Below are 25480 nucleotides of genomic sequence, written 5' to 3'. Positions count from 1 at the left end.
TTCCATGAGTTCGAGCAGCGCGCGCAAGCCCGAGATCAGCTTTGCCGATTTTGATCGTGTTGACATCCGTGCCGGCACGATCGTCGAGGCCGAGCCTTTCCCCGAGGCGCGCAAACCCGCCTTCAAGCTGAAGATCGATTTCGGCCCTGAGATCGGCGTGAAGAAATCCTCGGCACAGATCACGAAATACTATGCGCCGGAAACGCTGGTGGGACGGCAGGTGTTTGCGGTGGTGAATTTCCCGCCGCGCCAGATCGGTCCGTTCATGTCGGAAGTGCTCACGCTCGGCTTCCCTGATGAGGAAGGCGCCGTGGTCCTTGGCGCCATCGAGCGCAAGGTGCCGGACGGCGGCAGGTTGTTTTAGGAAGATTGCGTCAGGCGGCCAGCTTGCGCCTTGTGCTCAGCGCCTCTTCGACCGTGTCCATGAACATTTCGGCGCAGGCTTTCCAGCTGTAGCGCATGGCGCGTTCGCGCGCCTCGGCGCGGTCGACATTGAGCGCTGCGAGCGAGGCCTCGCGCAGATCGGTCGACACCGCGCCGCCGATGCCGTCGCCGACAATGTCGATCGGTCCGGTGACCGGATAGGCGGCCACCGGCGTGCCGCTGGCCAGCGCCTCGATGATGACGTTGCCGAACGTGTCGGTGCGGCTGGGGAAAACGAAAACATCAGCCGAGGCGTAGATCTCGGCCAGCTCATCGTTCGGGCGATGGCCGAGGAAATGCGCCTGCGGGTATTTCGCCCTGAGCCTGGCCAGTTCCGGTCCTTCGCCGACGATCACCTTGCTGCCGGGCAGGTCGAGATCGAGGAAGGCGCTCAGGTTCTTCTCGATGGCGACGCGGCCGACGCACAGGAATACCGGGCCGGGAAAGCCGAGGTCCTTCTTCTTGTCCGGGCGGAAGTGATCGGTGTCGACGCCCCGCGTCCACGGCCTGAGCTTGGTGAAGCCTCGCGACGCAAGGTCCTCCGCCAGCGACTGGGTGGCGACCAGCGTGCCTTGTCCCGAATTGTGGAAATCACGCAGCCAGCGATAGGCCCAGCTCTCCGGCACCGGCAGGCGGGCGCTGAGATATTCGGGAAAGCGGGTGTGATAGCTGGTGGTAAAGGGACGGCCAGCATTGCGGCAATAGCGCCGCGCCATGATGCCGAGCGGGCCTTCGGTGACGATATGGATATGGTCGGCCTTGCGAGCCTCGATCAGCCGCGCGACATGACCGGGCGTGGTCAGCGCCAGCCTGATGTCGGGGTAGGTCGGCAACGGCAAGGTGCGAAAGATATTCGGGGTCAGGAAGTCGACCGCAACGTCGAAGGTTTTCAGCGTTTCGGTGAGCCGCTCCAGCGTGTGGACGACGCCGTTGACTTGCGGCCGCCAGGCGTCGGTGACCATCAGGATGCGCATGGCGGTCCTTTGCTCGGGTCGACGGTTGCCTTGATGCGATAGCGGTACGGGCCGGCTGCCCTCGCTTCGCTCCACCGCACCCGGGCATGCACGAGGTCGAAGTAAGGCGGCTGAGCCGAATCAACTGAGGTCGCGCGCTTCATGCGCGCTCTTGACCATGGTTTCATGACGGGCGGATGAAGGTGGTTTTTGGCCGAGCCCGCCTTCCAGATCATGCTTTGGTCAGGCGGGCACCTTGATCACCGCCCGCAGGCCGCCGAGCGGGCTGTCTTCCAGCATGATGTCGCCGCCATGGCTGCGGGCAATATCGCGGGCGATAGAGAGACCAAGGCCGGTGCCGCTGGCGTCGAGGTTGCGCGCCTCGTCGAGCCGCACGAACGGTTTGAACACGTCCTCGCGCTTTTCCGGCGGGATGCCCGGACCGTCATCGTCGATGGTGACGACGAGTGAGCCGCGGCCGTGATCGGCGCTGATCTCCACCGTCTTGGCATAGCGCAAGGCATTGCCGGCGACATTGGACAACAGCCGGGCGAAAGCGTGCGGGCGCACATGCACGTCCGGATCACCGGCAAGCACGGTCGATAGCTTGCGCTTGTGCAGCGACGCCTCCTCGCCGAGCTTTTGGAAATAGGCCTCGAGATCGAAATGGCCGGCATCTTCCGACGCTTCGCCGCGGGCAAAGGCGATATAGCCTTCCAGCATCGACTGCATGTCGTCGATGTCCTGGTTGAGCGCGGCCTTGGTCTCGGGCTTGCCGCCAGCCAGCGCCAGCTGCAGCTTGAAGCGGGTGAGGATGGTTCTGAGATCGTGGCTGACGCCGGTCAGCATGGCGGTGCGCTGTTCCAGCTGGCGTTCGATGCGCTCGCGCATCTGGATGAAGGCAAAGCCGGCCCGTCGAACCTCCTCGGCGCCGCGTGGGCGGAAATCGCGCGGCATCGGCCGGCCCTTGCCGAAGCTTTCGGCGGCCTCGGCCAGAGACAGGATCGGCCGGATCTGGTTGCGAAGGAAGGGGATGGCAATCGTCAGCAGCACCAGTGACGTCCCGACCATCCAGATCAGGAAGATGTGGGTGTTGGAGGCATAGGCCTGGCTGCGGCGCACGAAGACGCGCAGCACCTTGCCCTCGAGCTGGATGCGGACCTCGACGATGTTGGAATTGCCGACCGTGTCGATCCAGAACGGGCGGTTGATCTGGCGGGTGATCTCGGTGGAAAGGACGTCGTCAAGGATCGAGAAGAAGGGCTTGGGTCCAGGCGCCGGCAACGGGTCGGGCGGCAAGAGGTCGACCTTCAACTGCATGCGGTCTTGGGCGATGCGGATGATGTTGGCGTAGTCGCCATCATGCGGATAGGTCTCGATCATGTCGATGATCGCGGCGATGTCGCGCACGGTTGCCTGCGACAGGCGCTGCGTCACGGTTGCCCAGTGGCGTTCCATGAAGTCGAAGGCGACGACCGACTGCAGAAGGATCATCGGCGCGATGACGATGATCAGCGAGCGGGCATAAAGCCGCTTGGGCATATAGAACGCAACCAGCCGCCAGAACCGCTTCCAGGCACGCGGCATTGCTTTCAGCGCGCGTGATACGCGCGCGCCAAAGCCGCCTTGTTCCGGCCGTTCCAGTTGCGTGGTCGCCATTTATCCTTCCGCTGGGTCAATGGCCGCTGGTCGATGGCCACACATCTATGGCCAAGGGCGGCCGTCAGCGGCATTCTATTCCACGCTGAGCCGATACCCAATACCGCGCACCGTCTGCAGCCAGACCGGATTGGACGGATCGCGCTCGATCTTGCGGCGCAGGCGGTTGATCTGGACGTCGATGGTGCGCTCGCCGACTTCCGAATCGTCGCCGACAAGCTCGTGACGCGGGATCGTTTCGCCGGCCCGCGCGGCAAAGATCGCCAAGATCTCCTGCTCGCGGTCGGTCAGCTTCAGCGCCTCGCCGCCCCGCTTCAGCTCGCGCCTGGCGATCTGGAAGGTGTAGGGGCCGAAGACCAGCTGCTCGACCTTGGGCGTCGTCGCCGGGCCGCCGCGGCGCAGAATGTTATTGATGCGCAGGATCAGTTCGCGCGGGTCGAAGGGCTTGGGCAGATAGTCGTCGGCGCCGGCCTCGAGCCCAGTGATGCGGCTGTCGGTTTCCGATAGCGCGGTGAGCATCAGGATCGGTACGTTCTTCTCCGCCCGCAGCGCCTTGGTGAGGTCGACGCCGGTCTCTCCGGGCATCATGACGTCGAGGACAAGGAGGTCGAAGTCGAGTCCTGCAAGCTTTCGCCTGGCCTCGCCGGCATTTCCGGCGACTGTGACGCGAAAACCATTTTCGGTCAGATACTGCTTGAGCAAATTGCGAATGCGGGTGTCGTCGTCGACCACAAGCAGATGCGGCGCGTCATCGTCCGGCGCCGTCGGCTGGTCCACCCTCTCAATGGTCTCCATGGCTTTTCCCTGACATGTTTGCAGGCACAATGTCGATCTGCGCCCTTAGTTCCGGATTGACCATGGCTTCCAGGAATCGTTCGATCAAGGGACGCTCGCTGGCTCCGGAATCTTCCAATGCAGCACGGATGCGGCGTGACTGTGGCCGCGCCAGGGCCAGCGCCAGGGCGCGCCCCTTGGCTGTCGGATAGAGCTCCCGCTGGCGGCGGTCGCGCGGACCCTGCAATTGCACGATATGGTCGGTGTCGATCAACTGCTTGAGCACCCGCGCCAGGCTCTGCTTGGTGATCTTGAGCACGTCGAGCAGTTCAGCGACCGTCAGTCCCGGCCGGCGGTTGACGAAATGCAGCACCCGGTGATGGGCGCGGCCAAAGCCGTAATCGGCCAGGATCTGGTCCGGATCGGAAGTGAAATCGCGATACGCAAAGAAGAACAGTTCGATGATGGCGAAGTCGATGCCGTCCTCGTCGGTGATCGGCGTCTTGATCGGTTTTCCGGCAGCTGGGCTTCGATCCGTCATCATTTCTCCGTCCATAGAGGGAAATTATGTCAGTACTATTGACGTAATTTCCCCGCAATGGTAATTTTTGACAAGCTTTTCGGCTGAATGCGAACGAAAAGGCAAGGGAGTGCGGTTTTTCCGGAACTTCCTGAGTTTGCCAGAGTTCGATTCTCCGCTTACGCTTCAAGGGCCGCCCGACGCGGCTGGCGCGCAACAAGAACAACACTAATGATGTGCGGGTCGCCGCCCGCGGGAGGTTTCCATGGCATCCGTTCCCTTCGACCAACTGGACGGCTTCATCTGGATCAACGGCGAGTTCGTCAAATGGGCCGATGCCAAGATCCACGTGCTGACCCACGGCCTGCACTATGCCAGCGCCGTCTTCGAGGGCGAGCGCGCCTATGGCGGCGCCATCTTCAAGCTCAACGAGCACACCGAGCGTCTGCATGAATCGGCGCGCCTGCTCGGCTTCAATATTCCCTATTCCGTGGCCGAGCTCAATGACGCCTCGACCACGCTTCTGAAGAAGCAGGGTTTCCAGGACGCCTATGTCAGGCCGATCGCCTGGCGCGGCAGCGAACAGATGGGGGTGTCGGCGCAGAACAGCCGCATCAACTGCGCCATCGCCATCTGGCAATGGCCGAGCTATTTCGACCCGGCGCAGAAGCTCAAGGGCATCCGTCTCGATCTGGCGGAATGGCGCCGGCCCGATCCGCGCACCGCGCCGTCGAAGTCGAAAGCCGCCGGCCTCTACATGATCTGCACCATGTCCAAGCATGCCGCCGAGGCCAAGGGCTATGCCGATGCCATGATGCTCGACTGGCGCGGCCAGGTCGCCGAAGCAACGGGCGCCAACATCTTCTTCGTCAAGGATGGCAAGATCCACACGCCGAAGCCCGATTGCTTCCTCGACGGCATCACCCGCCGCACCGTCATCGGCCTCGCCAAGGACCGCGGCCTTGAAGTCGTCGAGCGCGCCATCATGCCTGAGGAACTCGAAGGCTTCGAACAGTGCTTCCTCACCGGAACGGCAGCGGAAGTGACGCCGGTCTCCGAGATCGGTCCGTACCGATTCGAGGTCGGCGAGATCGCCAAGACTTTGATGAACGACTATTCTGCTGCGGTGCAACCTAAGCATGCGATAGCCGCAGAATAACGAAAGTCACAGCTTTTTTCGCAAGCAGGGGCGGTTTTGAGGCCGGCCCCTTTATTTCAGCATCTGTGCATTTGACTTTCGTACAATTCAGCGTCTCATGATGGTGTCGGCCCGGGAGGCTGGCAGCTATGGAGGGACTAGGTACATGGATACGAATACGCTCATTGCGCTCGTTGTACAGGTAATTGCAGGTGTTGTCGGTGGTCAGGCGGTCGGCGTTGCGCTGAAGAATGCGGCGATGGGCCAGTTGACCAAAATCCTCGGCGGCGCGGTTGGCGGCGTCGGCGGGGCGGCGATCCTCGGCAGCCTGCTCGGCGGCACGGCCGACCCGGCAGCGGCTGCAACGGCAGCGGGCGGATTGGGCGATACGCTGAACCTCAAAAACCTGCTCGGCGGCGCCGGCGGCGGCGCCATCCTGACCGGCATCATCGGTGCGGTCATGGGCGCGATGAAGAAGTAAGCCTCTAGATCATTCACCGTTTCACGGCGAATGATCTAGTTTGTTGTTTTACCCAATTCCGGACGGAAAACCGCTTTACACTTTTCCTGGAATTGCTCGAGACTCAGGCTTCGTCAAATGGGCGGCCGTTGGGCCGCCCATTTCTGTTTTGGGACGGACTGTTTGCCTTTCAGCAGTGGACGGCCTTCGCCCGCGCCTCTACATCACGCTGGAACAGCGAAAGGACAATCATGGGTCAGCTCAATGCCGGCATCGTGCCGGTCACGCCTTTCCAGCAGAACTGCACCATCCTGTTCGACATGGATGACAAGCATGGCGTCGTCGTCGATCCGGGCGGCGACATCGACAAGGTGCTGGCGGTGCTGAAGGACAATGCGATCACCGCCGCTGCGATCTGGATCACCCATGGCCACATCGATCACGCCGGCGGCGCCATGGAGCTGAAGGAAGCACTCGGCATCGAGATCATCGGCCCGCACGAAGCCGACAAGCTATTGCTCGACAATCTCGAGAACCAGGGCCAGCGCTACGGCATTGCCGGGGCGCGCAACTGCGTGCCCGACCGGTTTCTCGCAGAGGGCGAGACGGTTTCGTTCGGCTCACATATGTTCGAGGTGCTGCACTGCCCCGGCCATGCGCCCGGCCATGTCGTATACTACAATCGCGCGGCGAAGTTCGCTCATGTCGGCGACGTGCTGTTTCGCGGCTCGGTCGGGCGCACCGACCTGCCGGGCGGCGACCATGCGGCGCTGATCGCCTCGATCAAGGACAAGCTTTTGCCGCTCGGTGACGAGATCGGCTTCATCTGCGGCCACGGCCCGGGTGGCCGCTTTGGCGAGGAGAGGCGGACCAATCCCTTCCTGACTTAGCGATGTCTTTCTGCCAAAAAAAAGCGCTGGCCTTGCGGTCAGCGCTTTTTGTGGGACAGGGAAGCTCAATTCGCGACGCAGAAATGCTGCTCACCGTCATTGCCGGTGAACGTGCCGCTGCGGGCATTGAAGCTCCGGTAGCGGTCCGAGCAGTATTCGTACCAGTCGCGGGTCCACGGCTCGGCATAGCGGTCGGCATAGACGACCCGCGGTTCGGCATAGTAACGGCGCACCGGCGCCGGCCGCACTTCGCGGTAGTCGTAATCGTCATCATAGCTGCTGTAGCGCGGCTGCGGGTTGCTCAGCGCACCGGCGATCAGAGCGCCGGCCGCAAGGCCGACGACACCGGCCGCAAGCGCGTCGCCATTATGATGACGACCATGGCCATGATGCCAGCGGTTCCAGTCCTTGGCATTGGCGGCAGGCAAGGTGGCGAGGGTGGTCGCGGCGAGAGCGGCGCCCAGGATGGCGGTCTTGAAAATGCGATTCATTTTGGTCTCCTTCGTGCCGGCCCGGATAGTTTTCGGGGATGCGGTCCAGCCTAGGGGACGATTAATAGAAGACCGTGGCTGAACGGGGGCTGAACGGAATTGGCTGATACGATCCAGTTCTTGCGGCAAAACCAAGCGCGTACGCAAGGCGCTCCGCCTCGTCAATCTCCGTCCGGACTGTCTTGAGCCAGCTTAGCCGACCGACAGGTTGACGGCCTTCGGACCCTTGCCGCGCTTGTCCGGCTCGGTGTCGAATGTCACTTTCTGTCCATCCTCCAGACCGGAAAGACCCGAAGCCTGCACGGCCGAAATATGAACGAAGACATCCTTCTGCCCGTCGTCGGGCGTAATGAAGCCGAAGCCTTTGGCATGATTGAAGAATTTGACGGTGCCGGTCTGCGGCATGGGAAGCTCCCTTTGATCCCATAAAGTCCAGTTTCGGGCCGGCAAATGCCCGAAGGGAAATTTGTCCTTTATTTTAGCGCTATCGGCAAGAGAAAGTTTTGGCGACGGCGGCAACGCTGAAGGCTGGTCAAATAGATCGTGGCACCGAAGGCAATTCGCGCCAGACGATTGCTCCGGCGATCAGCCACGGCATTGACCGATAAAGCGTCCTTTGCCTCCGGCGACGGCGGTCATGAAAAAGGCGCAACGGGAAACGTCGCGCCTTCGAAACTCTGGACGGCTGACAAAGCCGGTTCAAACACGCTTTAGGTGCTTTTTCGAGCGCCCTGACGGGCGCGCGGGCACCGCCGGTTCAGGCCGCGCGGAGGTTGACCGCCTTCGGACCCTTGCCCATGCGGTCGGGTTCAACGTCGAAGGTGACCTTCTGGCCGTCGACGAGGGTACGCAGGCCCGAGGCCTCGATCGCGGAAATGTGGACGAACACATCCTTGGCGCCGCCGTCGGGCGTGATGAAGCCGAAGCCTTTGGTCGCGTTGAAGAATTTAACGGTGCCGGTCTGGGCCATTGGGGAAACTCCTTCACCCGTGTCAGTCTTATGGTTTGCCCGCCGCCTGGCATCGTGGGCAAGTCCCGGTGGTTGCTTCGGCAGTCCTGCATTTGCGCATGGTAAAACCCCCCGCCGAAAATGGGGCCGTCAGAGATTCACAGTATCGGGGAAAGGTCGTCCAAAACGTTCCGCTCTCCGGGTCGCAAATGCCCGAACACAAAATTTATCGCACGGAAACGTGATCGTTGCAAGATAGCGCCGCGGGCCGCGTCCATCGACGCATCCCAACGAAGGCGCTTCGATAAACCTGGGTTCTTAAGAGTTCATCAGCCAGAGCCCGGCCACGCATGGTCCAGCGGTTTGGTCCAGGGCCAAAGCAATGCGCGGGCCGGGCATCGCATGGCTCCCGCGCCGCAAACGGGGGTTGCATTTGGCAAGGGAATGGCGAGGATCGACAGGCGCGTTTTGCGCCGGGGACGGGGGTCTCGAGGGAGGCATATTCATGAGATTTCTTGCGACGATCTTCTCGCGCCAGGGTTTTACTATTCTCTTCCTGTCGGGTCTTCTTGCGGCCTGCACCGTCGTCGTCGATGACGGGCCGGGACCACGTCCGCGCCCGCCACGGCCGGAACCGGAATTCTGCACCAGGCAATACGAGCCGGTCTGCGCGCGGCGCGGCGGTGACCGCCAGACCTTCGCCAATGCCTGCCTTGCCGAACGGGAAGGCTACCGCATCGTTCGCGACGGCCCTTGCCGCGACGGCGGCGGTGGTGGCGGTGGTGGCGAAGAGCCGACATTCTGCACGCGCGAATACGCCCCGGTCTGCGCCCGCCGCCATGGCGAGCTGCGCACCTTTCCCAACGCCTGCGAGGCCCGTGCCGCCGACTACCGCGTCGTCGAGGACGGCCCCTGCTGATTTTTCCTTCTCCCCTGTCGGGTGAGTCCGCCGGAGGCGAATTCACCGTCCCACTGGCACGATAAAAAAGGCGGCGAATGCCGGGACCCTGCGAAGCAGCGGGGACCGGGCGGGTGGACCGGACCACCCTTGGTCCTTCGCAGGCTCAGGGCGTTCGAAACTCGAAAAGCCAACAATTGGCTTTTCGTCCGCTGCGCGGACCGCTTCTCACCTCCAAGGGAAGAAGGATACCTTGTCGAGCGTGGCTTCGTCGACGTCGCGCGAGCGGCTCGACGAAGAACGTCAAGCAAGCCTCCGTTGCAGAGTTTTGCGCGAGATCGTCAGTCCATTGCTGGCAGGTACGCCAGGCGCGCCCCTGCCTTGTCAGCCCTTCGACTTCGGCTTCAGGCTGCTCTCGGCTTGCTTGACCGAGGAACCGAACGGGGAGGCGGCCTTGGCCACCACCTTGTCTTTCTTGGGCTTGCGAGTTTCGCGATTGCTGCGCTGCTGACCCTTGGCCATCTGTCTGCTCCTTCGTACGTGCTGGGTGGGTGCGGTGTCAGACGGCCGGGCTGTCGGGGACAGCCGGGGCGTCCGCCACTTCGAGGTTGTCTTCCGTGGTGACCCGCTCATAGGTCTCCTGCTCGCTGCGGATGCGATATTGCGGCGAGCCATCCTTGACCGGCAATCTGCTCTTGATCTGAAACAGCTCGGCGGTCTTCTGGGCGAGCCCGCTGCGGCTCTTCATGCGCACGGTCTGGCCGACGGCGAAGAGGTGCGAGGGCGTGTCGGTGCGCGGACGCGCATTCTGCTGGAAGCGGATCATGCTGCGTTCTCCTGGTCGCGCCTCAGCGCTGTTTCGAGTTCGAGGTAGTCGATGGCGACAAGCTGGCTGGTGGCCGGGTTCTTCACCGCCCTTGCCGGCAAATGGATGAAGGTGGCGACGCGACGCCAGGCAAGCCGCGACATGCCCTCGATCAGCTCTTCGTCGTGATCGATGTCATAGTCGCCGGCCGGCAGTTGCCCTTCCAGCCCGCCAAGCACGAAGGGTGCCGCGAAATGGGCGATGGAACGGGTGGTGCGATCCGGCATTGGCTTGGCTCTGGTTCGTCGATGCTTTCCGGCATCAACCGGGAACTCAACCATCGGCGATTGGAATGAGTTTGGCGGGTCGAGTATCTCCGACGCCGCTATATGCCAAGCTTGACCCAAAAAACGATCTCAGATCAATAATCCGAAATTGTTGGCTATTCAAGCTGATTTCCGTCACGGCTCGACCGGTATAAAAAATTTCTCGTATAAACCCCTAATAAATCTGCTATCGTGGAACAATATCAGCCAATTTCTTATTTAGAGAGCATCGGAATAATTATTCCGGTGCCCCTAAGATTATTTTTGCGAAAGGCAAAAATATATGAGATTCATGAAAACGCCGGATCGTCCGACCGCAACAATCGAGCCAATCGTCCTCTTCCCCAAGGCAATATCAGTGCGCCTGACGATAAGAAGCGACGAAGCGGCACGGCGCAAGATTGCCGACACCGACGGCACGCAACGGCGGGAGCGCCGGCTCGCCGAGAGCAACCGGCTGATTTGAACGCTACATTTTCCTGGAATTCCTCTAGAGTTTCGAAGAGGTCCGCGCCCTTGGCGAGCCCACTCTTCCCTTGAACCTGCAGCGCCGATGGCCTAGATCGCGGCAAGCGGACAAAACACGGCAGGTTTCCCATCAACAGAGATCAGAGAAGAGCGGCGGGTGCTGGAGCTGGCGGACAGCCGCCGCTGGGCCTCGACCAATATGTGCAGCAGGCGCTGCAGCTGCATCAGGCCGGGCGCCGGCAGGAGGCCGAGACGCTGTACCGGCAGGTGCTGGCGCGCAAGGCCAATCACCCGGCAGCGGCGCATTTCCTGGGCCTGTTGCTGCACCAGACCGGGCGCAACCCCGAAGGGCTGGAGCTGATCGAGCAGTCTGTGCGTCTGCAGCCGAAGAATCCCGATTTCCTCAACAATCTCGGCACGGTGATGCGCGATCTCGGCCGCATCGCAGCGGCCGCCGATTTCTTCCGCGGCGCGGTAGATCTCAAGCCCGACCAACTCGCGGCACGCGACAATCTGGGTTCGGCGTTGAAACAGCTCGGCCAGTTCGAGGCTGCGGAGGACATCTATCGCGGCACAATCGGGCGCAATCCCTTCCATGTCCGCGCCCGCATCGGGCTTGCCGAAACGTTGCAGGAAGCCGGTCGTCTGGATGAGGCGCTGGCGACCTTTCGCGAGGCGCTGACGATCCGGCCCAAGGATGCCGACCTGTTGCATGGGCTCGGCGTCGGGCTGATGGAAAAAGGCAAGCTCGATGAAGCGGCAGACCTGTTTCGGCAGGCGTTGGCGATCACGCCAGGCATGGCAAAGGCCTGGCTGATGCTGACGCAGGTCAAGCGCCAGAAGGAGCGCGACGCCGAACTCGCCGGCATGGAGGCCCAGCATGCCAAGGCGCCGGCCGACAGCCTGGCACGCATGCAGCTGTCCTTCGGTCTCGGCAAGGCCAATGACGATTTGAAGGACTATAACAGGGCCTTCGACTATTTCGCTGAAGGCAATGCGATCCGCCGCAAGGGCATCGATTATGATCCGGTCAGGACGCGGGCCGAATTCGAGGCGATGAAGACGGTGTTCAACGCCGGCTTTTTCGAAAAGCACAAGCCAAGTGCAATCTCCGACGACACGCCGATTTTCGTCGTCGGCATGCCGCGCTCCGGCACCACGCTGGTCGAACAGATCATCGCCAGCCATCCACAAGTCTATGGCGCGGGCGAGCTCAGCATGTTGAAAACCGCGGTCGGCAAGCAATTTCCGCTGACCATGCCGGGAGGTTTCCCCTGGGGACTGGTCGATGTATCCGACGCGGAGTTTGCGGAGGCGGGCCAAGCCTATCTCGACATGCTGCATGAGCGCTATCCCAACTTCAGGCATGTCACCGACAAGATGCCCGGCAACTTCCTGCTCATCGGCTTCATCCATATGATGCTGCCGAAAGCCAAGATCATCCATTGCGCGCGCGATGCGGCGGCGACCTGCCTTTCGATCTACAAGGTGCATTTCCGCGGCGACAACCACCGCTACGGCTATGATCTGGGCGAGCTCGCCGATTTCCACAACATCTACACCGACATCATGACGCATTGGCACGATGTTCTGCCGGGCGTCGTCCATGACGTGCGTTACGAGGATTTCGTGGCCGACCAGGAGGGACAGACGCGGGCGCTGATCGGGCATCTCGGCCTGTCCTGGGACGACAAGGCGCTGTCGTTCCACGAGACCGACCGCCCGGTGCGCACGGCCTCGGCCGCGCAGGTGCGCCAGCCGATGTATCAGGGCTCGGTCGATCTCTGGAAGCGCTATGGCGACAGGTTGAAGCCGCTGCTGGACAAGCTGGACTGAGCAGCGGCTAAAGCTCGATGAAGGGCTGGAAGCCGCCGAAGATCATGCGCTTCATATCGAAGGGCATGGGCCCCAAATCGGGTGTCAAACGGGGATCGGCCATCACCTTGGCCATTACCGCGTCGCGGCTTTGCCTGGACGAATAGACGGCCCAAGCAAAGACGACGATCTCGTCGTCTTTTGCCTGAACGGCACGCGGAAACGAGGTCAACTCACCATAGGGCACGTCGTCGGCGATACATTCGACATAGGCGAGCGCTCCGTGTTCCTTCCATATCGGGCCTGCGAGGTTGGCCAGCTTCTTGTAGTCATCGATATTTGCCTTCGGCACGGCGAGCACGAAACCATCGACATAGGACATCAGGTTCTCCTTGGAGTATCTCACAAAGCTCCTTACCGGCGCCAGCCGGTGAGGAGCTTTGTCAGCGGTGGTCAGTCTTTCTTCGCCGGCGCGTTCATCGCCCATTCGACCCCGAAGGGATCGCGCATGTTGCCCCACTGGTCGCCCCAGAACATCAGCTGCAGCGGCACTGCGACTTCGCAGCCGGCATCGACCGCGCGCTTCCACCAGTCATCGATCTCGTCGGCGCCGAGATGGAGCTGCATGGTATAGCCCTGCGGCTTGACGGCAGGCATGCCGTTTTCGGGGTAGAAATCGGAAATCATCAGCGTCGAGCCGTTGATGTGGAGATGGATGTGCATGGTGCGGCCCTGCTCATCGGGCGGATAGAAGAACACCTGCTCGGCGCCGAAGGCCTTCTTGTAGAATTCGGCGGCCTTGAAGGCGCCGTCCAGCTGCAGATAGGGGGTCAATCCACCGAGAACTTTCGCGGCCGGCTGAATGGGGGTCTGGTCGGTCATGTCTTGTTCCTCTTTGGGTTTGGTCTGGGCATTTGGTTTGGCCTTGCGAACCCTAGGACGAACGAGCCGGCGGCGATCCTACATGTCTGATGCGATTTTCTGGCGAAACGAACTTGCGTCGGCGGCGCCCAATCAGAGCGCAATCCTCGCTGTCAGCAGGCTAGAAAGGGGACTGCTCCTTCAACCCCGCTGAGACTACAATGATCCTCTATTACCAGACCCATTCGCCCTTTGCGCGCAAAGCGCTCGTCTTCGCCCATGAGGTCGGGCTTGCCGACCGGCTCGAGGTCATTCATCACGAGACCAGCCCGACCTTGCGCAATGCCCGTGTCTACGCCGAAAACCCGCTCGGCAAGGTGCCGGTGCTGCTGCGGCCGGATGCGCCGCCGCTCTTCGATTCCGATGTCATCTGCGCCTATCTGGATACGCTGCATGACGGCCGCAAATTGCTGCCGCAGGACGGCGAAGCGCGCTGGCAGGCGTTGCGGCTGCAGGCGGTCGCCCAAGGCCTGGCGCAGACGGGCATAGGCCTGCGCTGGGAGACGGAAAGGCGGCCCGAACAGTTGCGCTATGCAGCGCTTGCCGAAGGCTACCGGGAAAAAATCGAGGCCAGCTATGACTGGATCGAAAGCGCGCTGGACGACGAGACACCGCTCCATGTCGGCCATATAGCGCTTGCCACCACGCTGTCCTGGATGGCGTTCCGCCAGCTGCCGTCCTTTCGCGCGCGGGCGCGGCTGACGCGCTGGTTCGAGGCGTTCGAAAAGCGTCGATCGATGCAGGCGACGCCGCTGTCGGGCGATACGCATGACTGAGCAACGATCGCCCCGCGGCGGCCTGCATCGATCTTTCCCGACTGCATGGTCAGGGCGCCCTGCAGATCCGCGGGCCGTTTTGCGCGTCGATGAGGATTTCCGGCCAGCCGATATCCTTGCGCAGTTCGATCGGCAGGGCCAGAAGCTCGCGCTCGCTGCGATAGCGGGCGCGGTTCTGTGCGTAACGGGCGGCGACGCGGCCTATGGATGACAAAATGGACATGATGCGTTCTCCTCAGATGAAGCCGGCATCATCGTGTCGGCATCCCAAGGACGCAGCAGGTTCAGGCGATCCGACAGAACGCTGAAAATATTTGCGGGAGATGCGAAAGCATGGACCGCAACACGGTGCGGCCCATGGTGGTAGTTCCTCAGCCCACCGTTTCAGCCACCGAGCGGAAGAAATCCTCGGGGTCTTCGACTTCGGTCAGCTTCCGCTTGTCGATCAGCCAGAAGCGGTTGCCGATGGCGCGGATGAAGGAATGGTCATGCGAGGCGAGCAGGCAGCTCGCCTGATGTTCCAGCAGTTCCGCTTCCAGCGCTTCCTGGCCGTCTATGTCGAGATGGTTGGTCGGCTCGTCGAGCAGGTAGAAGTTAGGGTTGGCGAGCCTGAGCGCCAGCATCATCAGCCGCGCCTTCTGGCCACCGGACAGCACGCCGATCTTTTTCTCCTGCATCTCGATGACCACGCCGGCGCCGGCAAGCAGCGAGCGGGCGCGTTGCTCGCCGACATCGTAGCGGTGCGAGACCAGGGCCAGCGGCGTGTCGTCGCCACTGATGCCGGCCAGCGCCTGGTCGCTGTAGCCAAGCACCGTCGACGGCGTCACCTTGACGTTCGGCACCGTGTCCGGCTCGGCGATGGCGTTGCGGATCAGATCGACGAAACGCGACTTGCCGACGCCGTTGCGGCCGAGCAGCACGATGCGATCGCCCTGGCAGATGTGGCGCTTGCCGGTCTTGAACAGCAGCATGCCGTCCGGCGTTTCCACCGTGGCGTCGTCCAGCGTAATCAGCACCTTGGCATGGGTGCCGCGGTTGGCCAGCCGGATCGCGCCGGCTGATTTCTCGCGATGCGCCGATACCGCGGCGTCTTCCAGCTTCTCCGCCCGTTCCCTGAGTTGCTTGGTCTTCACCGTCAAAAGGTCGCTGCCGGAATTGATGCCGATGTTGTTGAGCTTGGCGGCCTGCTTGCGCAGCTGCTGCGCCACCTTCATGTCGCGCTCGAACCGGCGCGCCGTCGAAGCGTCCAGGTCGTCGAGCGTTTGCCTCGCCTTGGAATAGGGCAGTGCAAACACCGGCGAGTCCTCCGGGCGCAAGAACAGCGTGCGGTTGGTGACGGCGTCGAGAAAGGCGCGGTCGTGACTGGCGATGACCACCGGCACCTCGCGAGGCAGCGCGTTCAGCCAGCTTTCCAGCTGGCTGATCTTGGCGAGGTCGAGATGGTTGGTCGGCTCGTCGAGCAAAAGCACATCGGGGTCGGTGACCCAGACGCGGGCAATCAGCGCCAGCCGCTGCCATCCGCCGCTCAGCGCCTGCATCGGCCGTTCGCGCATCGGCTCGGGCACGTCGAGCGAATCCAGCACCACATCGACGCGCCACATCTCGCTGTCGGCCTGCTCGGCCGGCAAGGCATCGGCCACCACCTGATGGAAGGTGCGGCTAAGAAGGGCAGGTGGAACCGACTGCTCGACATGGCCGACACGCAGGCCGCGCGTGCGAGAAATGTCGCCCGAGGTCGGCTCCAGCGCGCCGGTCAGGCATTTAAGCAAGGTCGACTTGCCGCGGCCATTGGCGGCAACGATGCCGAGCCGGTCGCCGGTGCCGATGGTGAGGTCGAGATTGGAAAACAGCGGCGCACTCATGGTGACGCCGAGGGATTTGAGGCTGATCAAGGCCATTGCGATTTCTCTGGTCTTGCCGGAGACAACTCCGGATGCACTTTGACGGTGTGCTTGCCGGCCATCAGGCTCAGCTTTGCGCACCACGAAGGGCAGACCAAAAAATCGAAACGGGAAAAAACCCGTAATGTCCCTGGTCAGCCCTGCAAGCGAACTCGCAGGGCAGAAATCGGGCCACGCTGACGATGGTGATCGATAGACACGCAGCCCTCCTTTCAAGACAAAACTTTGAGTGTGTGGAGCGATTACACCAAAGGCGGGGGTGGAGGCAAGTGGGCGACGGATGCGGCGGTGGTGGAGCGCTCTTTCCTTCTCCCACAAGTGGAGAAGGAAAGAGGTGCTATTTCCCCGGCCGTCCCGTCTTGCCCGGCCGGCGCTTTTCGCGGCGGGCGTCGCCTGGGTCTTCGTAGGAGCCGATGCCGGCGCGCTGGCGAACGAATGGCTTTGGGGAATCGTCGCGTTCCTTCGCGCCCCCCTCTGCCCTGCCGGGCATCTCCCCCACTCGGGGGGAGATTGGCTGGGGCTTGGCCGGCACTTTCCCTTCGACCGGCTTTTCCGTGCGCCGCACGGTCATCTCGTCGAGCGAATTCTTCTTGAACAGTGGCTTGGTGGCGCCGCCCGGAATGCCGAAGTCGGAGCCGTGCGCTTCCTGCGCCGACTGTTTCTTGAACAGCGAGCGCGACACCGCGCCTGACGGTGTCGGCATGTCGGTACCAGGCCCCATATCGTCGATCGACGGCTTGGCAAATAGCGGTTTCTTCACCGGCACGGCGCCCTCGGCACCCATTTCGTCGAGCGCCGGCTTGCGGAAGAGGTTGGACCGGGCAGCCCTGGCCGCCTCTTCGGCGGCACGTGCCTCATCGAACTTGCGAAAACGCTCCTGTTCCTCAGCCGTACGGTGCTTGGCCACGCCCTTGTTGTGCTTGCCCTTCTCGCGGCCGGAGACCGGGCTTTCCATGTCGGCGTATTTGGCCAGAGGGTCTTCCGAGATGGACAGTTCCATCTCGCGCAGCCGCTTGATCTCGTCGCGGATGCGGGCGGCCTTCTCGAAGTCGAGATTGGCGGCGGCGTCGCGCATCTGCTTTTCCATGGCGTCGAGATGAGCCTTGAGATTGTTGCCCATCATCGCACCGGCGCCGTCGGTGAACTGCGAGATATCGGCGCGGACATGGTCCTTCTCGTAGACCGAGTCCAGAATGTCGGAGATGCGCGACTTCACCGATTCCGGGGTGATGCCGTTGGCCGCGTTCCATTCCATCTGCTTTTCGCGGCGGCGGTTGGTCTCGGCCATCGCCCGCTCCATCGAGCCGGTGACCTGGTCGGCATAGAGGATGACCTTGCCGTCGACGTTGCGGGCGGCGCGGCCGATGGTCTGGATCAGCGACGTCTCGGAGCGCAGAAAGCCCTCCTTGTCGGCGTCGAGGATGGCGACGAAACCGCATTCGGGAATGTCGAGGCCTTCGCGCAGCAGGTTGATGCCGACCAGCACGTCGAAAGCGCCGAGGCGGAGATCGCGCAGAATCTCGATGCGCTCCAGCGTGTCGATGTCGGAGTGCATGTAGCGAACGCGCACGCCTTGCTCATGCAAATATTCGGTCAGGTCTTCGGCCATGCGCTTGGTCAAAACGGTGACCAGCGTGCGGTAGCCGGCGGCCGTGGTGTCGCGGATTTCGCCGACGACATCGTCGACCTGGCTTTTCGCCGGGCGGACTTCGACCGGCGGATCGATCAGGCCGGTCGGGCGGATGACCTGCTCGGCGAACACGCCGCCGGCCTGTTCCATCTCCCAGGCGCCGGGTGTCGCAGAAACCGCGACGGAGAGCGGTCGCATGGCGTCCCATTCCTCGAAGCGCAGCGGACGGTTGTCCATGCAGGAGGGCAGGCGAAAACCATACTCCGCCAGCGTCGCCTTGCGCCGAAAGTCGCCACGATACATGCCGCCGATCTGCGGCACGGTGACGTGGCTTTCGTCGATGAAGACCAGCGCATTGTCCGGGATATATTCGAACAAAGTCGGCGGCGGATCGCCCGGCTGGCGTCCCGTGAGATAGCGCGAATAGTTCTCGATGCCGGCGCAGGAGCCGGTGGCTTCCAGCATCTCAAGATCGAAGCGGCAGCGCTGTTCGAGCCGCTGTGCCTCCAGCAGGCGGCCGGCGCGCTCGAGCTCGACCAGCCGGTGCTTGAGCTCCTCCTTGATCGACTTGATCGCCTGGTTGAGCGTTGGACGCGGCGTCACATAGTGCGAGTTGGCGTAGATCTTGACGCTCTTCAGCTCGCCGGTCTTCTGGCCGGTGAGCGGATCGAATTCGGTGATCGCCTCGATCTCGTCGCCGAACATCGAGATGCGCCAGGCGCGGTCCTCAAGGTGGGCCGGGAAGATTTCGATCGTGTCGCCGCGCACGCGGAACGAGCCGCGCACGAAATTGATGTCCTGGCGCTTGTACTGCTGGGCGACGAGGTCGGCGAGCAGCGCCCGCTGGTCGAGCCGATCGCCGATCTGCATCTGGAAGGTCATCGCCGTATAGGTCTCGACCGAGCCGATACCGTAAATGCAGGACACCGAAGCGACGATGATGACGTCGTCGCGCTCGAGCAGCGAGCGGGTCGCCGAATGCCGCATGCGGTCGATCTGCTCGTTGATCGAGGATTCCTTCTCGATGAAGGTGTCGGTACGCGGGACATAGGCTTCGGGCTGGTAGTAGTCGTAATAGGAGACGAAATACTCGACCGCATTGTCGGGGAAGAATTTCTTGAACTCGGAATAGAGCTGCGCGGCCAGCGTTTTGTTGGGCGCCAGGATCAAAGCAGGGCGCTGCGTCTGCTCGATCACCTTGGCCATGGTGAAGGTTTTGCCGGAGCCGGTGACGCCGAGCAGCACCTGCGTGCGGTCATTGTTATCGACGCCCTCGACAAGATCCTTGATGGCGGTCGGCTGGTCGCCGGCCGGCTCGAAATCCGACACCATCTTGATGGCGATGCCGCCTTCGGATTTTTCCGGGCGGGCAGGGCGGTGCGGCGTCCACAGCACGCCGTCCTTGTGCAAGGGGTTGCCGGATTCGATCAGCGCCGACAGCGCCGCGACCGTCGCGGTGACGCTGCCCGAGGCCATCGTCTCGGCGTCTTCCAGCGAGATGTCGAGACCGGCGACCGGGTTGAGGCCGGCGGCGGTGCGCTCGCGGGCCGTGGCCGCGCCGCCCATCGAGGTGCCGCGCGAACTGCGGCCGGGGGAGGTTGAGCGTTCCGGAATCTTCTTCGCCACCTTCGGCGGCTTGGCGCCGCCGGAACTACGCCCTTCCTTCTCGGCCTCCTGCTCTATCTGCTCTGCCCAGTCGGCAATCGAGCCGCTCAGCGGCGTGCCGGTGAAGTCAGCCTGCGGCGCCTCGGCGAAGCCACCCTTGTGCAAGGGCTCCGAAGCATCGAGGAAATCGGTCAACGGGCTGCGCCGCTTGGGCGGCGAAGCGCTGTTGTCACCCGCCGGAGACGGTGTCTTTTTCTCGGGAAGTTTGGCCATGCCCCAAATATGGGCAGAGTCCGCCAAAATGGAAAGAGTGCAGTGGCAAGGGACACTAAGCGGGTCGAAGCTCCTGACACAAGGGTGTCAGGAGCTGTGTCACGCAAAGCCGGGCCACCTGCTCAATTGAACCACAGCGCGAAGGTCAAAAACCCACCGCCACCGAACTGGCGCTGGATCTGGTCGAACTCGCCGCTGGTCACGATCTCACCGCTCTCGAGGTAGGGCGCGATGGCCGGGCCGGTAATCGACAGCACGAGGTCGAAAGGCTTCGGTTCTTCGAAGAAACGCTTCATGTTGATGCCCTGGCCGGTGCTGGCCGTGATGCGGAAATGCGGCAGCAGCTTGCGGCCTTCCAAAAGGTCTTCGGCCATGGTCAGAGTGGCGAGCCAGGCCTCGACCTGCTCCTCGCCGACTTCGAGCCCGGTGAGCGGGTTCTCGCCCTTCTGCTGCGGTCCCGGCAGCCATTCGCGGTCATTGTCGGTCTCGGCGCGGATCGCCTTCCAGTCCTCGCGCGACAGCCGGATGATTTCGAGCAGATGGCGGCGCGCCGCTTGACGGCGCTCGGGCTCGACCACCGGCCAGTTGACGAGGTGAACCATGGAGATGAAATCCGCGATGCGCCATTCCGATGAGAAGATGCTGCTGCCCATGTCGCCGGCGGGAGGCACGAGAATGTCCTGCAGCGGCAGTTTGGCGCGCGGAAACAGCATGTGGAACGAGCCGTCGAACATGGTCCTGAAATCATGCGCCAGCCAGAAATCGGCCTGCGCCATCAGGAATTCGGCATAGCCCTGCAGCCAGAAACCGTCGGCGCGGTCGAAGCGGAATGTGAGCGAGGAAGCGGCGCCGTCCGACGAGATGCCGCCGCGCGACAGCGAGGCCATGATGGCGGCCATGCTTTCATCCGGCGCGATGGCGCCGTCTTCGTTGAGATCGATGCCGGCATGGGTGAGGTCGACGACCATGCCGATATCGGCATCGGCGGGTACCGAGCCCAGAGTGGCCGCGGATGTCTCCAGCCGGTCGCGGAAGGCGACCAGAATGGCACGGAACTGCTCATAGGTCAGCGGTTCGGGAGCGGGATTGTCCGGAATCGGCAGCCGCATCAGCGGCAGCATGAAGGATTGCGGGCTTTCGAACCCGTGGCGGTGCAGACCGCCGGCGAGGATTTCCAGCGCGGTGAAGAATTCGCCGGCGCCGGCGGCATAGGCTGACGCCGGATCGCCTTTCGCTGCAGACTCAAGCGTTGTGAGCGCACGGTTGCGCTCGGTCACCGTTTTGGCCTCGAACAAAGCGGTTGCCGCTTCGGGCGCGGCGGCGCGGGCCGAAGATAGCGGCAGCAACAGGAGGAAGGCGGACGCCAGCAGGCCTGCAAAACGTGTCATCTCATCCCTCCACTATGTGATGCGCAGACATTACACGCATTTGGCGCCGTGTCTGCCGGCGGCAGTGTTTCAAGGACTGACGGTCGACACTCCCCGGGCAGACCGTCTACACAAGCTAACCGATTGGGCAAACGATTGGGCGTCGCGTGTCGAACTATCCGCTTTCCTACAAACTGTCATGGCTGCCGCGCTTCCTGAAGCCGTCGCTTGGCGGCGATGTCAGGGATTTTGCGCCCATCGCGGCGACGACACTCATTGATCCACCGCCAGGGCGGAAGGTGCGGCTGGCCTTTGTCGGCGATATTTCGGCGGTGGCCAACCATAGTGCGCCGGAGTGCGATCCGGCGATCGCAAAGCTCTTGGGCTCAGCCGATCTGGTGATCGGCAATTGCGAAAGTCCGGTCGTCGAGCGGCCGAGCGTGGCGTTTGGCACGCGGCTTGGCACTCACCATGCGATGAGCGAGCGGTTTCTTGCCGCGGCGCTTGCCGCCGTAGGCATCGCGCGTGAAAAGCTCGTGCTGTCGCTGGCCAACAACCATGTGCTCGACCAGGGCGTCGCCGGTTTCGACGAGACCGTTGCGGCGTTGAAGCGGCTTGGAATCCGCACCATCGGCACCGCGAAAAAAGGACCGGTCGAGCAGGTCAAGGCCGGGCCGCTGACGATCGGCTTTGCCGCCTTCACACTGTGGCGCAATGGTGACGCCGGGCCATTCACCGAGCTTGTCTCGATGCAAGGCGATCCGGCGGCATGGCCGAGAGGCGCGGCCGACAAGAACATCGATCTCACCTGTGCGGTGCCGCACTGGGACTGGGAGTTCCGGCATTTTCCGCAGCCGCAAACGCAAATGCTGGCGAGGTTGCTGGCCGGTCACGGCGTGGGGCTGATTGCCGGGCACCACGCCCATGTCGTGCAGCCGGTGCAATGGGTCGGCAAGACGCTCGTGGCTTACGGGCTTGGCGACTTCCTCGGCACGGCGCTGGCGCGGCAGCCCTGGCCCGGCCGCATCGCCGGCATTTTCGTCGTCGATGTCAGCGCAGATCTCGGCATGCGCGGTGCGATCGCCGGGTACCGGATGCATCCCTTCATGCGGCTGCGCGCAGGCGGGCATGAGCGGCTGGTTCCGGTCGAGGCGCTGACTGGCCGGGTGAAGGGCAAGGTCCAGGCCAGGCTGAAGGCGATCTTTGGCGACTGACAACTTTCCCGTTATCATAGGCATAATAGGACTTTGCGAGGGGGCGATGGAAGCAGCTGAGTTCATGCCTGATGAAGCGGTGGTCGCCGGCATCAGGAAGAATATCGAGATCTATGAGGCTGGACGGGCTTCGGCCTACCGCCAGGTGCGCTGGCGGGTGCCGGTGTTTCTGGGGCTGCTGCTGGTTTTTGTCGTGCTGGTGGCCTGGCTGTTCAACAAGGTCGCCGACTTGAACGAGCAATGGTTCTCGACGCCGCATGTGTTCCTCTATGTCGGCGGTTTCTTCGCGGCGCTGCTGCTGTACTTCCTGGCGATCAGGCCGGCGACGCGGCTGCAGCAATCGTTCCGTGACACGCTGCTGCCGATCATCTTCGGCTTCATCAGGGATGTGCGCTATCAGCACAGCGTGACGCCGAATTCCTTCGACCGGCTGCCGCGCGCCGTGGTCGGCGCCTTCAACCGGCAGAGCTTCGACGACATCGTGTCAGGCCGCTACGAGGATTTTCCGTTCGAGCTCTACGAGGCGGAGTTGCGCCAAGGGTCGGGCAAAGGCTCGTCGACGGTCTTCAAGGGCGTCATCGTTGCGTTCGAGACAATCGCGCCGTTCCCCGGCATATTGGTCGCGACGCGCCGCAGCAACGCGGTGGTCGGTTTCTTCCGCGGCATCTTCGCCGGCAAGATGCAGGAACTGTCCAGCGGCGATCCGCTGCTCGACGGCGACTACGAATTTCGCACCGACAATGTCGCCGCCGCGCAGCCGCTGGTGAGCGGCCGGCTGGCGCAGGCGCTGAAATGGCTGCACGAGACATGGCGCGATGATCCGGCGCGGGTGGCGCTTAATGGCAGCGATGGTTTCCTGCTCTTGCCGCAGCCGAAGAATTTCTTCGAACTGCCCGCCATTTCCGTGCCGCTCGATTACACCAAGCACATCGCGCCGATGATCGCCGATATGGGCGCGATCCTGGCAACCGCGGCGCTGGTGCGCAAGATCGGCGCGACGGATGGCGAGGCCTAAAGCGCCGCGCGTCGAAACGAATTCATGCGACGCGCTTCAGGTCTTGTTTTCATGCATATCGTTGCGCCAAAACGGCGGTCCTGTTTGGGCGCATGCATTAGCCAGGCTGCCGCTCGTCAGCAGTCGAAGCCGTAGTTCTGGCGATAATATTCGACGTCTTCTTGCGCCATCGTCTTGAACATCACGCAGACGGTGAAGCTGCCGACCTGGCGACCGTTTCTGGTGTAGCCCCAGTCGGAAATATCGTCCCGGTTAAATTCGAGTTCCTGGCCGGCCACGACATTGTGCACCGCTTGCGGCTCATTGGCCAATGTTCCTGCAAAGCCGGTCGCGGTCTTGTGGAAGGGGATGATCCAGAAATGCTCCGAGGCGTCTCCGTCCCTGACCTCGACCTTCAATTTGTAGCTGGTTGTCCCGGCTGGCGGCGCATCCGACAAGGACAGGAATTCATCGAGGCTGGCGCGCGCCTGCGCAATGGCCGCCGCCATGTCCGGATCGTCCCTGGCGACGCCTACAACCTTGTCGCCGCCCTGGCCGGAATCCTGCGCACCGGCCGGAATCGGCGCCAAGGCCAGCACCAGGGACAGCATGGTTCGAACTGCATGCTTCATGAAATGGCGCTCCTGCGTGTCGATGCCTGACACCATCATGCATCTATCTGGAGTTTTCAACGGCAGTGCGACAGCGTGGTATGGTCCGGCGGCAGGCCGCTCACAACCCGCTCGGCACCAGCCCTGCCAGCCAGTTCGCGGACCGCTTGGCCATGCCGACCGTTGCCGACGCGACGCGGCCGAGATCTGTCTTCACCACGGCGTAGCCGTTCCTGGTGCGGTAGAGCACGCCTGTTCCGCCATCGACCACTTGCTCGTAGGCGACGGGCCGTGCCGCTGCTGCCTCCATGGCCGTCGTCGGGGAGCCGACGGAAACGCTCGGCCGATGGCTCAGTTCCGGCGGCAACGGGGTTTGGACATTCCGGCTGGCCGGCTTCAGTTCCGGGCGGGATGCGGCCGCCGCCAGTTGCGAAGAAGACGCCGACCCCTTGCTGCGGCATATGCCGGAGACCAGCGGATAGTCGAAGTTCTTCTGGTGCAGCATCTGGCTTTTCATCGCCGCTTCGCAGTCAGCGATAGTTGCCCACTTCGCCGGCGTCTCGCCGATATATTCGCAAAGCTTGGCGTCGCAGTCGCAGCCGACAATGGTCATGGCGACAAGGGCGGTCTTGATCACGGTCTTGTCCTTCGGATTGCCCCCCGGCAGCCAGTCCTTCCATCGCGCGCGAACAAGGCGGGATTTTGGCCGCGATCACGCGATGAGCCGGGGGATGCGTTTTTCGGGTACGGCTCACTATAGGTGGATTTCGAGACACCCGGTAGCAGATAGGGCGGGAGCGTGATGCATTTGCAGGAAGAAGCCTGAATAAATCTTGTCGGCTATGGCCGCGACAACTGTTTCTTGGCCCGGTTTTCTACTACGATACTCACGGGGCGATACAACAATATAGGAGGGGTTTGTCATGGGAAGAATTGTTCGGTCCGCTGAGCCTGTGCCGAAAAGGGATTCAACGCTCGAGGGCATTCCAGGCGATGCTCCGCTCGGCGTCGACGATGACAAGCAAGAAGATCAAGGATCGAAAGGCGGCGACGGCTATCTCGACCGGGTGGCGAAGTACGTGCCTGCCGAAGTCGTGGCATTTTTCATCTTCGTCAACTCCATCCTGGTCAATGCCACTGAGCAGCCGGTTGCCAAGGCGTTGACCGATGCGGTGGCGGAAGAGACCAAAGGCAATCCGGGGGACATTCCGGGTAAGGTGCAGGCAGCCATCTATAAGATTGAAATGGCCGGTATCAGCGTCTGGACCATTTCATGGATCATGTTGATCGTCGCGCTGGCGATGACGCCGGTGTATCTGAAATCGGTCAGCGATTCAGCCGACAATGCGGAGGCTCCGGGAGCCAACATCGTCATGTCGATGCTCGCCTTCCCATTCTGGGCCTATGCCGTAAACGCGCTGGCCCTCAGGCCATGGCATGACGGTGCGCTGGCCAGCATCATGCTCGCCACCTTCACGCTCATCAGCGGCGCCATACGGCCGGAATATATAAACGCTGGCCTCAATTTGATCCCGGGCATCGGCCCGAAGAAGTAGCTTGGCCCGCCGGGCAGGCCGCGGTGCAGGGCGCGGCTTCAGTTGTAGACGCGCTCCAGCCTC

General features: G+C 62.6%; 29 protein-coding genes and 1 pseudogene. 12 read left to right on the top strand and 18 right to left on the bottom strand.

Annotated features, from left to right (window positions below):
* Nucleotides 1-4 precede the first annotated feature (4 nt).
* Nucleotides 5-364, top strand: a complete 360-nt coding sequence (locus tag NKK52_RS16920; protein WP_023672028.1) for a tRNA-binding protein — start codon at nt 5-7, stop codon at nt 362-364.
* A 10-nt stretch (nt 365-374) separates the two neighbouring features.
* Here NKK52_RS16920 and NKK52_RS16915 read toward each other — a convergent pair whose 3' ends face one another.
* From NKK52_RS16915 to NKK52_RS16900, 4 genes are all read right to left on the bottom strand, one after another.
* Nucleotides 375-1397 (bottom strand): glycosyltransferase family 4 protein, encoded by a 1023-nt coding sequence (locus NKK52_RS16915; RefSeq protein WP_023683722.1) that lies wholly within the window; start codon nt 1395-1397, stop codon nt 375-377.
* Between the two features lie 222 nt (nt 1398-1619).
* Nucleotides 1620-3035, bottom strand: a complete 1416-nt coding sequence (locus tag NKK52_RS16910; protein WP_023672026.1) for an ATP-binding protein — start codon at nt 3033-3035, stop codon at nt 1620-1622.
* Between the two features lie 75 nt (nt 3036-3110).
* Nucleotides 3111-3830 (bottom strand): response regulator, encoded by a 720-nt coding sequence (locus NKK52_RS16905; RefSeq protein ID WP_023672025.1) that lies wholly within the window; start codon nt 3828-3830, stop codon nt 3111-3113.
* Nucleotides 3817-4350, bottom strand: a complete 534-nt coding sequence (locus tag NKK52_RS16900; RefSeq protein WP_023683723.1) for a MarR family winged helix-turn-helix transcriptional regulator — start codon at nt 4348-4350, stop codon at nt 3817-3819. Before NKK52_RS16900 ends, NKK52_RS16905 begins: the two co-directional genes overlap by 14 nt.
* Before the next feature lie 244 nt (nt 4351-4594).
* Between NKK52_RS16900 and NKK52_RS16895 the strand changes: the two genes are divergently transcribed.
* The 3 genes from NKK52_RS16895 (at nt 4595) to NKK52_RS16885 (ending at nt 6817) form a co-directional block, all read left to right on the top strand.
* Nucleotides 4595-5488, top strand: coding sequence for a branched-chain amino acid aminotransferase (locus NKK52_RS16895; RefSeq protein ID WP_023672023.1), 894 nt, complete (start codon nt 4595-4597; stop codon nt 5486-5488).
* 145 nt (nt 5489-5633) lie between these two features.
* Nucleotides 5634-5948 (top strand): hypothetical protein, encoded by a 315-nt coding sequence (locus NKK52_RS16890; protein ID WP_023672022.1) that lies wholly within the window; start codon nt 5634-5636, stop codon nt 5946-5948.
* A gap of 230 nt (nt 5949-6178) precedes the next feature.
* A complete protein-coding gene (locus tag NKK52_RS16885; protein WP_023683724.1) occupies nt 6179-6817 on the top strand; it encodes an MBL fold metallo-hydrolase in 639 nt (212 codons plus the stop codon).
* Between the two features lie 65 nt (nt 6818-6882).
* Here the strand turns inward: NKK52_RS16885 and NKK52_RS16880 are convergent, their stop codons facing one another.
* The 3 genes from NKK52_RS16880 to NKK52_RS16870 form a co-directional block, all read right to left on the bottom strand.
* Nucleotides 6883-7308, bottom strand: coding sequence for a BA14K family protein (locus NKK52_RS16880; protein ID WP_023672020.1), 426 nt, complete (start codon nt 7306-7308; stop codon nt 6883-6885).
* A gap of 192 nt (nt 7309-7500) precedes the next feature.
* On the bottom strand, nt 7501-7713 hold the full coding sequence (locus tag NKK52_RS16875) for a cold-shock protein (protein WP_023672019.1): 213 nt from the start codon (nt 7711-7713) through the stop codon (nt 7501-7503).
* Between the two features lie 352 nt (nt 7714-8065).
* The gene (locus tag NKK52_RS16870) at nt 8066-8278 is read right to left on the bottom strand and encodes a cold-shock protein (protein WP_006202520.1); all 213 of its coding nucleotides are present in this window, start codon (nt 8276-8278) and stop codon (nt 8066-8068) included.
* 484 nt (nt 8279-8762) lie between these two features.
* Between NKK52_RS16870 and NKK52_RS16865 the strand changes: the two genes are divergently transcribed.
* Nucleotides 8763-9176, top strand: a complete 414-nt coding sequence (locus NKK52_RS16865) for a Kazal-type serine protease inhibitor domain-containing protein (protein WP_023672018.1) — start codon at nt 8763-8765, stop codon at nt 9174-9176.
* Between the two features lie 363 nt (nt 9177-9539).
* On the opposite strand, the gene NKK52_RS16860 is transcribed toward NKK52_RS16865, so the two are convergent.
* The 3 genes from NKK52_RS16860 to NKK52_RS16850 are packed head-to-tail and all read right to left on the bottom strand — an operon-like array spanning nt 9540 to nt 10247.
* Nucleotides 9540-9677 carry a hypothetical protein gene (locus NKK52_RS16860; protein WP_023683725.1) on the bottom strand — a complete coding sequence of 46 codons (138 nt, stop codon included), beginning with the start codon at nt 9675-9677 and terminating at the stop codon, nt 9540-9542.
* A gap of 37 nt (nt 9678-9714) precedes the next feature.
* Complete coding sequence (locus NKK52_RS16855; RefSeq protein WP_023683726.1) at nt 9715-9981, bottom strand: hypothetical protein; 267 nt, start codon at nt 9979-9981, stop codon at nt 9715-9717.
* Nucleotides 9978-10247, bottom strand: coding sequence for a hypothetical protein (locus NKK52_RS16850; RefSeq protein ID WP_023672014.1), 270 nt, complete (start codon nt 10245-10247; stop codon nt 9978-9980). The genes NKK52_RS16855 and NKK52_RS16850 overlap by 4 nt, the downstream gene beginning before the upstream one ends.
* A 322-nt stretch (nt 10248-10569) precedes the next feature.
* Between NKK52_RS16850 and NKK52_RS16845 the strand changes: the two genes are divergently transcribed.
* Together NKK52_RS16845 and NKK52_RS16840 are read left to right on the top strand one after the other, a co-directional pair.
* The gene (locus NKK52_RS16845; protein WP_023683727.1) at nt 10570-10752 is read left to right on the top strand and encodes a hypothetical protein; all 183 of its coding nucleotides are present in this window, start codon (nt 10570-10572) and stop codon (nt 10750-10752) included.
* A gap of 203 nt (nt 10753-10955) precedes the next feature.
* Nucleotides 10956-12590, top strand: a complete 1635-nt coding sequence (locus tag NKK52_RS16840; RefSeq protein WP_023683728.1) for a tetratricopeptide repeat-containing sulfotransferase family protein — start codon at nt 10956-10958, stop codon at nt 12588-12590.
* 7 nt (nt 12591-12597) lie between these two features.
* On the opposite strand, the gene NKK52_RS16835 is transcribed toward NKK52_RS16840, so the two are convergent.
* Nucleotides 12598-12951 carry a DUF1428 domain-containing protein gene (locus NKK52_RS16835; protein ID WP_023683729.1) on the bottom strand — a complete coding sequence of 118 codons (354 nt, stop codon included), beginning with the start codon at nt 12949-12951 and terminating at the stop codon, nt 12598-12600.
* Here NKK52_RS16835 and NKK52_RS16830 point away from each other — a divergent pair.
* The gene (locus NKK52_RS16830) at nt 12838-13203 is read left to right on the top strand and encodes a hypothetical protein (protein WP_352630522.1); all 366 of its coding nucleotides are present in this window, start codon (nt 12838-12840) and stop codon (nt 13201-13203) included. The two genes, NKK52_RS16835 and NKK52_RS16830, sit on opposite strands and share 114 nt — an antisense overlap.
* Here the strand turns inward: NKK52_RS16830 and NKK52_RS16825 are convergent.
* Nucleotides 13110-13451: pseudogene (locus NKK52_RS16825) on the bottom strand (VOC family protein); the annotation flags it as partial. The gene NKK52_RS16830 and the pseudogene NKK52_RS16825 sit on opposite strands and share 94 nt — an antisense overlap.
* Before the next feature lie 200 nt (nt 13452-13651).
* Between NKK52_RS16825 and NKK52_RS16820 the strand changes: the two are divergent.
* The gene (locus NKK52_RS16820; protein WP_352629404.1) at nt 13652-14266 is read left to right on the top strand and encodes a glutathione S-transferase family protein; all 615 of its coding nucleotides are present in this window, start codon (nt 13652-13654) and stop codon (nt 14264-14266) included.
* A 49-nt stretch (nt 14267-14315) separates the two neighbouring features.
* On the opposite strand, the gene NKK52_RS16815 is transcribed toward NKK52_RS16820, so the two are convergent.
* The 4 genes from NKK52_RS16815 to NKK52_RS16800 all read right to left on the bottom strand — a co-directional run bounded on the left by NKK52_RS16815 (nt 14316) and on the right by NKK52_RS16800 (nt 21063).
* Nucleotides 14316-14489, bottom strand: a complete 174-nt coding sequence (locus tag NKK52_RS16815) for a hypothetical protein (protein ID WP_023672009.1) — start codon at nt 14487-14489, stop codon at nt 14316-14318.
* 148 nt (nt 14490-14637) lie between these two features.
* On the bottom strand, nt 14638-16164 hold the full coding sequence (locus tag NKK52_RS16810) for an ABC-F family ATP-binding cassette domain-containing protein (protein WP_023683731.1): 1527 nt from the start codon (nt 16162-16164) through the stop codon (nt 14638-14640).
* A gap of 340 nt (nt 16165-16504) precedes the next feature.
* A complete protein-coding gene (uvrB, locus tag NKK52_RS16805; RefSeq protein WP_023683732.1) occupies nt 16505-19675 on the bottom strand; it encodes an excinuclease ABC subunit UvrB in 3171 nt (1056 codons plus the stop codon).
* A 122-nt stretch (nt 19676-19797) separates the two neighbouring features.
* Nucleotides 19798-21063, bottom strand: a complete 1266-nt coding sequence (locus NKK52_RS16800) for a hypothetical protein (protein WP_023683733.1) — start codon at nt 21061-21063, stop codon at nt 19798-19800.
* A gap of 146 nt (nt 21064-21209) precedes the next feature.
* On the opposite strand from NKK52_RS16800, the gene NKK52_RS16795 reads away from it, so the two are divergent.
* Complete coding sequence (locus NKK52_RS16795; protein ID WP_031197561.1) at nt 21210-22256, top strand: CapA family protein; 1047 nt, start codon at nt 21210-21212, stop codon at nt 22254-22256.
* A gap of 46 nt (nt 22257-22302) precedes the next feature.
* Nucleotides 22303-23271, top strand: a complete 969-nt coding sequence (locus NKK52_RS16790) for a DUF3137 domain-containing protein (RefSeq protein WP_023683735.1) — start codon at nt 22303-22305, stop codon at nt 23269-23271.
* A 116-nt stretch (nt 23272-23387) separates the two neighbouring features.
* Here the strand turns inward: NKK52_RS16790 and NKK52_RS16785 are convergent, their stop codons facing one another.
* Together NKK52_RS16785 and NKK52_RS16780 are read right to left on the bottom strand one after the other, a co-directional pair.
* Entirely contained in the window at nt 23388-23882 is a 495-nt protein-coding gene (locus tag NKK52_RS16785) for a YegJ family protein (RefSeq protein WP_023683736.1), read from the bottom strand.
* A 100-nt stretch (nt 23883-23982) separates the two neighbouring features.
* A complete protein-coding gene (locus tag NKK52_RS16780) occupies nt 23983-24498 on the bottom strand; it encodes a hypothetical protein (RefSeq protein ID WP_023683737.1) in 516 nt (171 codons plus the stop codon).
* Nucleotides 24499-24784: 286 nt separating this feature from the next.
* Between NKK52_RS16780 and NKK52_RS16775 the strand changes: the two genes are divergently transcribed.
* Complete coding sequence (locus NKK52_RS16775; RefSeq protein ID WP_155923215.1) at nt 24785-25417, top strand: hypothetical protein; 633 nt, start codon at nt 24785-24787, stop codon at nt 25415-25417.
* The last annotated feature ends 63 nt before the right edge of the window (nt 25418-25480 follow it).

Source organism: Mesorhizobium sp. C277A (assembly GCF_040324395.1).
Taxonomy (GTDB): domain Bacteria; phylum Pseudomonadota; class Alphaproteobacteria; order Rhizobiales; family Rhizobiaceae; genus Mesorhizobium.
Note: the sequence above shows the minus strand (reverse complement) of the source record. Positions and strands in the feature narration are given on the sequence as shown.